This window comes from Bacillus sp. SD075, from assembly GCF_017355165.1.
Lineage (GTDB): Bacteria > Bacillota > Bacilli > Bacillales > DSM-1321 > Peribacillus.
On sequence record NZ_JADILK010000008.1, the window covers coordinates 120,439 to 133,680 of the forward strand.

The window sequence follows — 13,242 nt, forward strand, 5'->3', positions numbered from 1 at the left end:
ACCCTCCATTGGAGAGTGTCTTCTAATAATCCCCGCTTTCAAAGATCGGATATCTAATGTGTTTGGAATGCGAAAATTGGCCCTCTACTTTTTAGGGCAAGCTATTTCTTTCTGCATCGTAGTGTTCCTTACACCCTTCAATCAACATAAATAAAAAGGCCTGACACAAAGTGTCAGGCCCTTTATTGTTAGACTAACTATTCAATTAACGAAGTAATTGAAGAACGCCCTGCGGTTGCTGATTTGCTTGCGCGAGCATAGCTTGTGCTGCTTGAGAAAGAATTGAATTCTTAGTTTGGTTCATCATTTCTTTCGCCATGTCAACGTCACGGATACGAGATTCCGCAGCAGTTAGGTTTTCAGAAGATGTGTTCAAGTTGTTGATTGTGTGTTCTAAACGGTTTTGGTACGCACCAAGTTTTGAACGTTCTTTTGAAACTTCAGTAATAGCACTCTCAATATTAGTAACTGAAGCTTTAGCTGCATCATGAGAAGAAACATCAACACGTCCTGCAGTAGCTAAATTTAATACTCCATCTGTTTTCATATTTCTGATGTTTAAGCTTAGATTTTGGTCTTCGTTAGCACCGATTTGGAATGTAACTGAACCAGAATCTACAACAACATCTTTAGCATCTAAGTCATCTGCTGTGTAACCAGCATTTGTTTTAATTGTGATTCCAAACTCAGAGAAGTTTAATTCTTGTGCACCTGAAGCATTTTCAATAGTTTGTGTCTTTGTTCCGGCACTATTGGTCATTGTTAGTTTACCAGCTGTATCTACAGAAATTGAGTAAGTATCTGCTGCTGCACCATTGGTTTGAACACTTCCAACACCTGTAACATCTAATGCAGTAGTTGTTGCTGCATCTTGGTCTACAGTACCGCCTAGACCACCATTAAGTAACGTCTGCTTGTTAAACTCAGTTGTATTACCGATACGGTCAATTTCACTTTTTAATGCATTCAATTCTTCTTGAATTGCATCTCTATCTTGGGCAACATTAGTATCATTTGCACCTTGAACAGCTAACTCACGCATACGTTGTAGAATATCATGAGTTTCGTTTAAGGCACCTTCAGCTGTTTGAATCATAGAAATTGCATCTTGCGAGTTACGAGATGCTTGGTCTAACCCGCGAATTTGCCCACGCATTTTTTCGGAGATTGCTAGACCTGCTGCATCGTCCCCAGCTTTATTTATACGAAGACCTGAAGCCAATTTCTCCATTGATTTAGATTGTGCAGAAGATGCAGTTGATAACTGACGGTGAGTGTTAAGTGCTGCGATATTGTGATTGATAATCATTTATGTTTCCTCCTTGAGTCTTAAGTCCCCACGTCCATGTGGTTGTTTACGATGGGCAGTGATTAAGTCGGCCGCCTATTTCACTGCCCATCGTTGTATAGGTAATATCGACCTACTCGGAAACATATTTAGCGGATTCTATGATTTTTTCTTGAAATACTCATTTATATTTACCAGAAGATTGGTTTCTGCTTTAGAGGCTTCGCCATTTTCCTGCTGGATGGACAGATAGATTTCTTTCCTATGGATATCGACGTTTTTCGGGGCATTGATCCCCAGTTTGATCTGTTCTCCCTCAATGGACAGGATCGTAATCTCGATATCATCGCCAATCATGATCGCTTCATTCGGTTTTCTGGTCAATACGAGCATCACTTCCCCTCCTGTTCCGCTGGAGATTCAAACAGTCTGTGCTTTGTACGGTATTCACTAGCGTTCATGATAAATTGCTTTCCGACTTTTTTAAGCCCATTTATGATGATGGGGGCCTGAAGATTCGCCGTCGTTTCATTGAAAGGATCTTGAATCGTTAAAATGACGAACGTAATGACTTCCAGTTCCGATTCTATTTCTAAAGAAGATAATACCTCATCCGTAAGTTTCACTTCGTAATCATGAAACATTTCAAAAGGGTCCGTCACAATGAAGGCAAGCTCTTTTGTTTCTATCGATTGCAGGGCGAAAAAGGGCGTGTCATCCAAAGCTAGCAAGCAAAACTGTTTTTCTTCTAAAAATCCCGGTATCCCGCTTTCAAATACATAAATCTCTTTCTCTGCCATTTCGATTTCGCCATGAAATTTTGTTTGTAGAATCATCTGTGTTTTCACTTCCCTATCTCATCTGGAAATAAATTGATGAAATCTATATCCAGCGCATTTTTTTGTAGAATTTCGACATCCACACTGCCTGGTGTGTATGTATGGTTCACCCTGTTGATTCGAGCATCAATGATCGGTTTTTGGGCGATCGCTTCTATCTTCACTTCGGCTGGCTGGTAGTCAAGCTTCACGCTGAAATGAGAGGGGATCCAGCCGAGATTGAATTGCTTCCCAGGCCCTTTGCTGTTATGCCTCGCCTGGTCAGCGAGTGCATTACCGCCTTTTTCAATATGCCTCAGCTCCGTTCCCTGCTGTGAGCGTCTTGCCATACCCGCCAGCCAATCTTGATATCCCCGCTGCGCAAATTCATCCACCCTCCTTGAGAGGCTTTTCAAATCCATGTCTTCCCTTGCTTGTGACTGATCGATCGTCAGCTTGCCTGGAGTCGTTTGGATTTCGAGGATCGCTTTCGGCTGTTCGATTGATTGGACTGCTGGCCTCTGTTCGATTTGCTGTATAGGCTGCTCTATATTCAATCCAATCTTCATTGCGGTGGATTGCAATCTAATTTGCGGAATCTGCATCATCAACACTCCTTATAGAAAAAAGCTATCCGTTTAAGAATAGCTTAGCGAAGAAAATCCAATAAACTCGGTTGCATGATTTTTGCTCCGATACTTAAAGCAGCACTATGGACACTTTCCTGGGTGGTCAAATCCATGATCGCCTTTTCAATATCGACATCCTCATTTTTCGAAAGGATTTCAGTGGCAAAAACCTCCTGCTGCTTGAGACGGTCCGTCATCAGTTCAATCCGATTCTGCCTTGCGCCAACCTGGGCCTGCATGCCCAAGAAAGTATTTATCGTTGCATCAAGTCCTTCAAGCGTGCCACTCACGTCCCCGCCGTTTTCGAGTGCATCGATTGTCTGGTCGATGCTTCCGCCAGCAGCGAGTGCATCACCAAAAATCTTGGAACCGTCCGTATTGATTTTAAGGGAAATCCCGGAAAACACTTCAAGGTTTATATTCCCTGTGCCATACACCGTATTTCCATCCGCGTCTTTAACGGACGATGGTCTCACATTCGTATCCTGGCCGTTGAAAATATACTTCCCGCCTATCTGTGTGTCACCGAGATTTACGAGATGTTCTTTTAATTGCTTGATTTCCTCTGAAATATTTTTCAATTGTTCGCCTTCATACGTTCCATTGCTGCCTTGAACCGTTAGCTCACGAATCCGTTGCATGGCGGAAACCGCTTCACTTATGGCATCATCCGTGCTGTCGATCCAATTGGTCGCCTCGGAAATGTTGCTCCGATACTGCCCTATTTGATTGAGATTTGTCCGGTACCTCATTCCCATCATGGCCGCAACGGGGTTATCGGATGGTTTGGAGAATTTCTTTTGAGAGGAAACCTGCTCTTGCAGCTTGGACATCTTTTCGTAACTGCTGCTTAAATTGCTCAACATATTATTGGTTAGCATCGATTGCGTTACCCGCATGTTCGTCCCCCCTATTATCGGCCTACTGTTCCCATTCCGTTTATGATTTTATCAAGCATTTCGTCCATCATCGTCATCATTCTTGCAGATGCGTTGTATGCCTGCTGGAATTTGATCATGTCCGTCATTTCTTCATCCAGGGATACCGAACTGACGGACTCCCTATTTTGATTGACTGAGGCAGCGAGCACGACTGAGTTGGACAGGTTCTTTTGGGCGCTTTGGGAATCCACCCCAAGCTTTCCGATGATACCGGAATAATAGGTGTCGAAGCTTCCCGTCAATTCGTCAGAGTTTTGGTCTTTAGTCGTATACTCACTAAACGCCTTCTTTTTAAGGTCAGCCAGGAGTTTGGCATTTTCATTATCACCGGATGCCCCTCCGCTTTTTCCGCCTGCGGCAATTTTTGTGGGATCCTTAACGATTTCACCGTTCACCTTGATGCTTTGGGCGGCACTCTTACCAGGTTCAAGTTCAAAGAAGTTCAATGTTGAAGTGTTGCCTTCACCTAATGCATAACCTTGTTTATGGATGGCATTGAACTCATTCACAAAAGCCGTCGTCATATTATCGAGCTTTTTCAGCATATCAGGATAAGCGCCGCCGATCATGCCGTCAGCTTTCTTATAGCCGAAGCTTTTGATCAAACCGGATAGTTCACCCGAGAATTTGTAATCGGTCAATGTTTTCGAACCAAACTTCAATCCGTCTACCATACCTGTCTTTTTATCATGGCTAACTTCAACTTTCGAAGTTCCCACCATCCCGGTTTGGTTAACACTGACCAGATTGATGGGCGGCGCAAAAGACGAACCGTCTTCTTGCATCAATTCGATGTTGTATAGCCCTGTAGCCACATCACTGGCTCTGCCATAATCCGTCGGAATGACGTTATTCACTTTAATGCTGACAAGCTGTGAGAGATTGTCTACGAGTACATCACGTTTATCATAAAGGTCATTGGGGATATAACCATGCGGTTCCACTTTGCTGATCTGCTGGTTAAGCTGATCAATACTGCTGATGAGTGTATTGATTTCGTTCGCTTTGACGTTTATCTGATTGCCGATATCCGTTTGTACATTCGTTAGCGAGTTGTAGTAGTAGTTTAGGATATCCGCGACCATGACACCCGTCGAGGCAACGACTTCACGCGCCCCGGAGTTTTCCGTATTCGCCGTCAGCCCCTGAAGCGAATTCCAGAACTTCTCCATCGTGGCGGCTAACCCGCTGTCGGTCGGTTCGTTCATGACGCCTTCCATTTTCGTCAGGGATTCGCTCATGGCCCCGTAATAACCGATTTTATTACTTTGTGTCCTGAATTGTGCATCCAGGAAACTGTCACGGATCCGTTGAACCGTTTCAGCCGCCACTCCTGTCCCGATTTGGCCGGCAACGCGCGGGCTGTTCAAACCTACAGTAGGGAAGCCCGACGTCTGGACCATGTTGACCCGCTGCCTTGAATATCCTAATGTATTGGCATTGGCCACGTTATTTCCTGTTGTATACAAGGCACCTTGAGAGGTGGATAATCCGCGTTTGGCGGTCTCAAGACCCATAAAGCTTGAAATCATTTGCTCGCACCTCCATCTTTTTTCTGCTTCCTATGCTTTGGAATCAAACATTACCCTCCCGATTTTCGCCGTTTCCCTAACCGAATCCCCGTAATTCAGGTTCTGGTTCTGCGGCCTCAGAATATCCAAAGAGACATTGATAAATTGAAGGGACTGATAGATCAATTGCTGATTTAAACCGTTCCGCTCTTTCAGCTTAGCCACTTCGTCCAGCAATTCCGCTTTAAGCATTTCAAGGGCTTCCGTTTCTTCTGTTCCTGTCAGTTCCGTTACGGTATGGATGGAAGGCGGCTTTCCCACCGTTCCATTTGCGGCAAGATATTCCTCGACTGCCCTTTCCCTTTCCTTATCCGTTTGACTGATCGCTTTAATATGCTTTTGTTCCGAAATCAGCAGGGCAGTCATTGCCTCGGTATCATTTGCTTTCAAAATGGCCGTTTTTCTTATCGCTATTTGATTGAAGCTTTTATGAAGCTTGATCAATTTTTCAAGCGATCCGATGATGTTCCGTGCAGACATTTTGCTGCCTCCTCCGCTCATAAATGAAGGACGGAAAATGGCTCCGTCCACAACATTCAAGCTTTTTCATTGAAAAACTCATTTCCGGTAAAAGTCGATGAGACCCTTAGCCGTTGCTTGTGCATTCAATTTATAATTTCCTTTTTCAACTTGGATTTTCAGGTCGTCCACTTTTGCTTGTCTTGCAGCGAGAATCGGAGATGATTGCTGCATTTCTTTTGCCGCTGAAGAAATTTCAACTTTATCCGTGGATTTGACCTTGGATTCTTTGATATTTCCCGTTTTATTGGCTTGAAGATTATAAGGGTTAACACCTGTCATACCGACGTTATTGATTTTCATATTCCAGATCCTCTCCTTCGGTCGATTTTATAAATCCCATAATGTTTCGATTCCTAACACATGAAAATGGCTCTTGACTGTGTTTTATTCTCCCTATCGTTATTATCGACAAGGAAAGGATTTCTTTAATTGTTTCCTTCAATCTTTCCTTCGACACCCATTGTCGAATATCGTTCTCAATATCGAATATTTTAACAAATACCGCATCATGTTTCCATGATTTATCCCTATAGTTCACCATTCATGTAGTACGTATTTTTTTTATCATTTCCTTGAATTTCAGTCAGGCGCTTTTCCTCATTTTCAAATGCCTGTAAATCCGATCGCAGTGAATTGCCGCATTTACTGCATAATCTTCCGCTCTTGATGTTAACGCCGCACTTTTCACATGGAATTCCTAGATTGGGAAACTGCGCCAGCTTACCGGTTCTCACAAATTTAATTATTAACGTTTCTTCAACGCCAGTGCCCTTAACCACCTGCATCATGGATGCCGTTCTATTTATTTTCTTACGAATATATGCATACACTTTATCATATTGGGCTTCTTCTTCTTTATAGCAGGCATCGCATACATCACGGAATTTCGTCATAACGAATAACGAATTACAGTTTGGACAGTTGAATACTTCCATCGGGCCCCTCCTTCACCATCACAGCGATTATTCTTTATTACTATATATATCGAATAATCCCGGCCATACTTTAGGATGTTCATTAAAATTAGCTGTTTCACCTAGCCAGGGTGATGGATGATACTTCTTTCGCCCCAGCCGTTATTAAAGCTTTGGCTGCATGCCTGAGAGTTGTGCCTGTTGTGTAAATGTCATCGATGATCAAAATAGATTTATGCTCCAGCAAATCAGATGGCATGGCCTGAAAAACCTGCGGTAATGACATTCTCTCTTGACGTGATTTTTTTGATTGTTTTTCCGTATGGATTCTTGTCAAGGTCTCAGCCGAGTGAAGCCCAAGTAGATCAGCCAAAGCCTGTCCCTGGTTGAATCCCCGCTCCCTAAGCCGTTCATGACTAAGCGGAATGACCGTTACCATGTCAAATTCCATGTCCCTTAACCTTTCTTTCAAAAAAGGGACGAAAACCTCCGCCAATGCGTAATCCCCCCGGTACTTATATTTAGCAATAATATCTTTTACGTATTCATTATAATGAAATAGCGATATGTTCTTCGACAAATAGCCTCCCCACTCCCTATCCCTTTCCCACTTTGAACAATCAAGACAGAGGTCACCGGTGGTATGATCCCCGCCCAGCTCCCTTGAGCACATTGAACATCTTTCTCCAGTTATCCATTTCAGTTTCCCCTCACATCCTGTACAGATTGCCCTTGCCTCCGGCCGAGCTAAAAGGCCCCGCCATGTCAGTGCTTGCTTCATTCCTTCATCACAAACAAGACATCTATTCATCCAGCAGCCCCCTTTTCATGGCATCTTTATTCATCATTTGTATATGGTGAACCGCCTCGACCATCGCTTTACTTTTACCGTAATGAAAAAAGGTGATCGTCCCGGCGGGGTTAGCAAAGCTTCTTCCTACCCTGCCAGCTATCTGAACGAGGGCACTATCAGAAAACACTTCATGTTCAGTTCCGATCACCGCCACTTCCAACCGCTCAATTGTCACGCCCCGTTCCAGGATGGTCGTGGTCAGTAATCCCGGAACCATTCCATTCCTTAGTGCCCTTACTTTTTCTTTTCGATCAGGGTGCCGGGAGTGGACAATCGATAATTTTGGGGACAGCTTTTGAAACAGCGGAATGACCTGCTCCATTACTTGAATGCTTGGAAAAAACAATAGGAAGGGGATATTCTTCTTAAGGCGTTCACTTACCCAGCCGTTGATTGCAAGGGGAATCTTTTTTTGAAGAAATAGTTTTTTCCAATTGCCGCACCACTTCATTTCAGGGACCGGGATTGGCTGACGATGATAACGGGCCGGGATTATGATAGCTTTCAATTTGCCGCTTCGATATAGCCGTTTCATCCGTTTCGAAGGTGTGGCGGTCAAGTAAATGGTTGCCGCAGAAACCTTTTTGGATTTATTAACGGCATAATGCAGCGAATCATCAATTGAGTAAGGAAACGCGTCGACTTCATCAATGATGATGACGTCGAAAGCTTCAATAAAACGGTAAAGCTGATGTGTCGTGGAAACGGTTAGCGGCGAAAAGCCATGCCGATCGGCACTGCCGGCATAGAGGGTTGTGACTTCAATCGCAGGAAAAGCTTTTTTTAACCTTGGGGAGAGTTCGAGAACCACATCGGTCCGCGGTGTTGCCAAACAAATCCGCCTCCCGGCATGTAAAGCTGCCTCAATCGCTGGAAATAAGACCTCCGTCTTCCCTGCCCCGCATACAGCCCATACCAGAAATTCATCTTTTCCCTTTACGGCTTCAACGACACAGTCGGAGGCATTTTGTTGACCTTTCGATAAAGTGCCTGCCCACCTCATTACATTGTCAGGAATCGTAAACTGAATGTCGGGACCGGTCCACCTATAAAGCTTTGCACATTCACTGACCCGTCCCATCATGATGCATGAGCGGCAGTAAGTGCAATCTTGATTGCAAATCTTGCAAGGGAATGTATAAAACAAAGTTTGTTCTTTGTTCCCGCAGCGTGCACAGTGATAACTGCCATTTCTGGATAGCACGCCGCACGTTTCGGAGACATACCCATTCTTGATGTGCTCTGCGAGAAGTTCTTGGGAGAAGGGGATTTCGAAGGCCAAGAGATGTTTGCCTGTGAGATGGTTCTGAAGTTCTGGGGAATAGGGGTGGGAAATGCTCATTTTTTCCAAACTGCAACCTCCATTTCTTGATAAATTAGACTCTTCCTTATCATTCGCTTTTTACTTCCGGATTCCTTTTTGTTCCATATAAAAAGCCTTTCACTTAGGAAAGGCTTCACAGCTTAAATTTTATACCAACCCATCCCCATTGAGCCTTCGCCCAGATGCGTTCCGATTACTGGACCGAAGTAGCTGATGTCGAATTCGACATTCGGGAACCGAGCTTCAAGTTCCACTTTCCAGTCTTTAGCTTCACTTTCCCGTTTTGCATGAATAATGACGGCTTTATATTTCTCGCCGCTCGCCGCGTCTTCTCCAAGTAAATCGGCAATCCGTTTCATCGCTTTTTTTCTAGTACGGATTTTTTCGAATGGGACGATGACTTTATCAACAAAATGGAGGACCGGCTTCACTTGAAGCAGACTGCCGATCAATGCTTGGGCACTGCTTAAGCGGCCTCCGCGCTGCAGATGGGATAGGTCATCTGCCATGAAGTATGCCCTGACCGATGGTTTCATTTCTTCGAGCTTGGCCAAGATTTCTTCTGCACCTTTACCATCGAGTGCCATCTTTGCCGCTTCTATCACGTAAAACCCCTGTACCATGCAGCTGATTTCCGAATCAAAGGCATGAACCCTAATTCCCTCGACCATTTCACCTGCAGATACCGCTCCTTGATACGTTCCGCTGATGCCGCTCGATAAATGAATGGAAATTACATCATCATATTCGTTTTGCAGCTCCTCGAACTTCTCGACAAACTTCCCGATCGGAGGCTGTGAAGTGGTCGGCAATTTCTCCTGCCTCTTCACTTCCTCATAAAACTCATCCGCAGTAATATCAACTTCCTCCCGATAAGCCTCATTGGAAAAAATGACATTAAGCGGCATCATATGTATATGTAAACGATCACGTATTTCCTTAGGTATATATGCAGTGCTATCCGTTACGACTGCGGTTTTCATAATAGTACCATCCTTATAAAAATTTACTCTGTATCCTATTCACCATTCTATCTGAAAATGCCTTTATTTGCATTAAATAGCATTCTGCATTACCCAAAATATGAAACCATAAATTTGCATGTAGTCACCTTCAAACAAAAAAATCCAGCCCCTCAGTACGCATTGCGGATCTGAAGAGCCGGACTTATCAAACGCTTTAATTACTTCACTTCTACCCAGCCGTTTTTAATAGCTAGGACAACCGCTTGTGTACGGTCATTCACATTCATCTTCTGAAGAATGTTACTCACATGGTTCTTGACTGTTTTTTCACTGATATATAGAGTTTCACCGATGGCACGGTTACTTTTCCCGTCCGCTAAAAGTTGAAGCACTTCACATTCGCGTCGAGTCAATAGGTGAAGCGGCCTCCGGATCTCTATTGTATGAACGGAATCACGATCGGCACCTTCTTCAGCTGCTAAGCGGCGATATTCTTTAACTAAATTATGGGTCACCTTCGGATGAAGGTATGAACCGCCTTCAGCAACTACACGAACAGCATCGATCAACGCATCTGCGTCCATTTCTTTCAACAGATAACCTTGTGCTCCTGTTTTCAATGCGTGCTGCACGTAGTTTTCATCATCATGAATGGAAAGGATGATCACCTTTGTTTCAGGGTAACGGTTCACGAGCATTTTTGTTGCTTCGACCCCATTCATGTTCGGCATGTTGATATCCATGATAACAACATCGGGTTTATGTGTTTCAACGAGATCCATAGCCTCGCTTCCGTCATCACCCTCTGCAACAACATCAAAGGATGATTCAAAATCTAATATGCGTTTTACGCCTTCACGGAAAAGCTGATGGTCATCGATAATGATGATACTAGTCTTCAACGGCTTCTTCCTCCTATTTTCTATTTGATTTGTCTATTCTCTATAATTTATTACTGGTAAGGAATTTGTATAAATACCAAAGTGCCTGCCCCCGGTTGTGAATCGATCGTCATTTCACCTTCCAGCAGCTCGACTCTTTCTCTCATTCCTACCAAGCCAAATGAACCTTCTTTTTGAATCGAAGAATCAAACCCTTTTCCATCATCTTTGACGACGACGGTCACCATCTCCTTGGAAATGGACAGTTTAACTTGAACCTTTTTTGGGTCCGCGTGCTTCAATGAATTTTGTACAGCCTCTTGAACCAGCCTGAATAAAGCGACCTCCATATCGGAAGGAAGCCTTTTGGCCTGTCCAAGGTTGACGAAATTCAGATTCACACCATTATTATAGTCTTCGGTCGTTTGCAGGTACTTTCTGAGGGTAGGAACAAGGCCTAAATCATCAAGCGCCATAGGTCGAAGGTCATAGATGATTCTGCGCACTTCATATAAGGCATTCCTTACCATGACCTTCAAACTGCGGATTTCCACTAACGCTTCATCAGGGCCTCTCTCCCGTTGCACTCGTTCTATCAGGTCTGAGCGCATCATGACGTTTGCCAGCATTTGCGCCGGACCATCATGGATTTCCCGTGAGAGCTTTTTACGTTCCTGCTCCTGGGCTTCGATAATTTTCAGGCCGAAGTCCTGTTTGCGTTTCGCTTCTTGAAGGGCTTCTCCCACAAATTTAAGATCCTGCGTCAAATAATTCTGCACTACCGATATTTGCGATACGAGATGCACCGCTTTATCGATCGTCTGCTGTAAACCCCTTAACCTCAACTCAAGCTCATCCCGGCGATTACGGAGCTCTTTCTCCAATTGCCGGTTAATTTGTAAATCGACTTGCAGCTTATGTGCCCTTTCATAAGCATCGCGCACCTGTTCTTCAGAAAAATGGTTGAAGTGCATACTGACTTCTGAAAGCCTTTTTCGAGCAAACCTGGCTTTTGAATCCAGTGCATCGCTGTCGGTTATCACAATGGCGACCTTGATTTTCACATCATCAAGCTCTTTTGATAAGGACTCGAAATCCTTTCGGCATTGTTCGCCGATATCAAAGACTTCATCTTTACTTTCACTAACCGTGCTCACCATTGTTTCTAAGATCTTGTCCAATGCTTTAGCATCAACCTTTTTTATGGACATTAAGATCCCTCCACTTAAATCAAAAGACTTAAACAATTTATTGTCTTAAAGACTATGTATATGGAAAAAGTTCTTTTCCTTTTTCATGAATGGTTAAATTTCAGGAAACTTTTGTATGAAGTAACCTTCATGAACATATTGTACCAAAAAAAGATTAAAAATACGTTAATTTCCTTTTATGATCCCCATGAAATGTACAAATTTACCATACATCTCATATTCCTGCCATTAAGTCTGCCTATTAAAGGCAGAAAGCCATTTCTATTATCCTAATACAAAATATCCTTTTCAATCTAATGGATATTCTGCTCCATTGATTATCATATGAAACGGATGCATTTATTAAATGGCAAAATCCTTGAAATGAGAGGACAGGTTAAGGTAAAGCCAGGATAATGGCACAGAACTCAAGTTTTTCCTACAATGTTATTCTTTTAAGCATATATGACCAGCTAATAACAATAACAGGCAATGAAATTAATTATAACACGTACAGCTTTATCTTATATTAAAGTTTCTTTACACATGCGGTATGTATATGTATCGACATTGCCACTTTTTCCGCGAAGCCTTATAATAAATCAACTAATAGGAAGTACGAAGGTGGAATAATAATGCTCACTCAATATTTAACAGTGGCGGGCCGCGGCGAACATGAAATCGTCATTGAAAAATCCCGTTTTATTTCTCACATCGCCCGGGTCGAAACCGAAGATGCCGCACAGGCCTTTATCCAGGAAATCAAGAAAAAGCACAAAGATGCTACACATAATTGTTCAGCCTACATGGTCGGGGAACAAAACCAGTTCCAAAAGGCCCTTGACGATGGGGAACCGAGCGGAACAGCAGGCGTCCCTATTCTAGAAGTGCTTAAGAAAAAGGAACTAAAAGACACCGTCGTTGTGGTCACACGCTATTTTGGCGGCATCAAACTTGGTGCTGGCGGTCTCATTCGCGCTTACAGCAAAGCGACTTCTGAAGGAATAAATACCACTGGTGTGGTCATCAGAAAACTAATGCGGGTCATTTCGACAACCATCGACTATACTTGGCTTGGAAAATTGGAAAACGAATTGAGATCTTCCATTTATCAAATAAAGGAAATTCAGTACCTTGATCAGGTCAATATCCTTGTATATGTTGAGGAAACACAAAAAGACACATATACCGCTTGGATTACAGAGCTGACGAATGGTCAAGGCCGCATCACTGAGGAAGAAATTCTTTATTTGGAAGAGGATTTAGCCTAATATACTCCTGCATATTTTCCCTTTTTTATGCTGTAATATAATTGAAAAGAAATATTTATTTTACGAAATTATTAA

At 43.2% G+C, this 13,242-nt stretch carries 15 protein-coding genes; 1 reads left to right on the plus strand and 14 read right to left on the minus strand.

Annotated elements, in window-relative coordinates; translation table 11 throughout:
* Positions 1 to 205 precede the first annotated feature (205 nt).
* The 14 genes from IOC57_RS08770 to IOC57_RS08835 form a co-directional block, all read right to left on the minus strand.
* Complete coding sequence (locus IOC57_RS08770; RefSeq protein WP_207438359.1) at positions 206 to 1,309, minus strand: flagellin N-terminal helical domain-containing protein; 1,104 nt, start codon at positions 1,307 to 1,309, stop codon at positions 206 to 208.
* A gap of 138 nt (positions 1,310 to 1,447) precedes the next feature.
* The gene (gene csrA, locus IOC57_RS08775) at positions 1,448 to 1,681 is read right to left on the minus strand and encodes a carbon storage regulator CsrA (protein ID WP_207438360.1); all 234 of its coding nucleotides are present in this window, start codon (positions 1,679 to 1,681) and stop codon (positions 1,448 to 1,450) included.
* Positions 1,681 to 2,124 (minus strand): flagellar assembly protein FliW, encoded by a 444-nt coding sequence (gene fliW, locus IOC57_RS08780; protein WP_207438408.1) that lies wholly within the window; start codon positions 2,122 to 2,124, stop codon positions 1,681 to 1,683. Before fliW ends, csrA begins: the two co-directional genes overlap by 1 nt.
* 8 nt (positions 2,125 to 2,132) lie before the next feature.
* Positions 2,133 to 2,711 carry a DUF6470 family protein gene (locus IOC57_RS08785; RefSeq protein ID WP_207438361.1) on the minus strand — a complete coding sequence of 193 codons (579 nt, stop codon included), beginning with the start codon at positions 2,709 to 2,711 and terminating at the stop codon, positions 2,133 to 2,135.
* Positions 2,712 to 2,755: 44 nt separating this feature from the next.
* Complete coding sequence (gene flgL / locus IOC57_RS08790; RefSeq protein WP_207438362.1) at positions 2,756 to 3,634, minus strand: flagellar hook-associated protein FlgL; 879 nt, start codon at positions 3,632 to 3,634, stop codon at positions 2,756 to 2,758.
* Between the two features lie 14 nt (positions 3,635 to 3,648).
* The gene (flgK, locus tag IOC57_RS08795) at positions 3,649 to 5,208 is read right to left on the minus strand and encodes a flagellar hook-associated protein FlgK (RefSeq protein WP_207438363.1); all 1,560 of its coding nucleotides are present in this window, start codon (positions 5,206 to 5,208) and stop codon (positions 3,649 to 3,651) included.
* A gap of 30 nt (positions 5,209 to 5,238) precedes the next feature.
* Positions 5,239 to 5,727: a flagellar protein FlgN gene (locus tag IOC57_RS08800; protein WP_207438364.1), complete on the minus strand. Its 489-nt coding sequence runs from the start codon at positions 5,725 to 5,727 to the stop codon at positions 5,239 to 5,241.
* Positions 5,728 to 5,805: 78 nt separating this feature from the next.
* Positions 5,806 to 6,069, minus strand: coding sequence for a flagellar biosynthesis anti-sigma factor FlgM (gene flgM, locus IOC57_RS08805; RefSeq protein ID WP_207438365.1), 264 nt, complete (start codon positions 6,067 to 6,069; stop codon positions 5,806 to 5,808).
* A gap of 227 nt (positions 6,070 to 6,296) precedes the next feature.
* Positions 6,297 to 6,704: a TIGR03826 family flagellar region protein gene (locus IOC57_RS08810; RefSeq protein WP_207438366.1), complete on the minus strand. Its 408-nt coding sequence runs from the start codon at positions 6,702 to 6,704 to the stop codon at positions 6,297 to 6,299.
* A 97-nt stretch (positions 6,705 to 6,801) separates the two neighbouring features.
* On the minus strand, positions 6,802 to 7,494 hold the full coding sequence (locus tag IOC57_RS08815) for a ComFC family protein (RefSeq protein ID WP_207438367.1): 693 nt from the start codon (positions 7,492 to 7,494) through the stop codon (positions 6,802 to 6,804).
* Positions 7,487 to 8,878, minus strand: a complete 1,392-nt coding sequence (locus tag IOC57_RS08820; RefSeq protein WP_207438409.1) for an ATP-dependent helicase ComFA — start codon at positions 8,876 to 8,878, stop codon at positions 7,487 to 7,489. The genes IOC57_RS08815 and IOC57_RS08820 overlap by 8 nt, the downstream gene beginning before the upstream one ends.
* Positions 8,879 to 9,000: 122 nt before the next feature.
* Positions 9,001 to 9,843 (minus strand): DegV family protein, encoded by an 843-nt coding sequence (locus IOC57_RS08825; protein ID WP_207438368.1) that lies wholly within the window; start codon positions 9,841 to 9,843, stop codon positions 9,001 to 9,003.
* 200 nt (positions 9,844 to 10,043) lie between these two features.
* The gene (locus tag IOC57_RS08830) at positions 10,044 to 10,727 is read right to left on the minus strand and encodes a response regulator (RefSeq protein ID WP_101223770.1); all 684 of its coding nucleotides are present in this window, start codon (positions 10,725 to 10,727) and stop codon (positions 10,044 to 10,046) included.
* A gap of 50 nt (positions 10,728 to 10,777) precedes the next feature.
* Positions 10,778 to 11,917, minus strand: coding sequence for a sensor histidine kinase (locus tag IOC57_RS08835; protein ID WP_207438369.1), 1,140 nt, complete (start codon positions 11,915 to 11,917; stop codon positions 10,778 to 10,780).
* A gap of 614 nt (positions 11,918 to 12,531) precedes the next feature.
* Here IOC57_RS08835 and IOC57_RS08840 point away from each other — a divergent pair.
* Entirely contained in the window at positions 12,532 to 13,167 is a 636-nt protein-coding gene (locus IOC57_RS08840) for a YigZ family protein (RefSeq protein ID WP_207438370.1), read from the plus strand.
* The last annotated feature ends 75 nt before the right edge of the window (positions 13,168 to 13,242 follow it).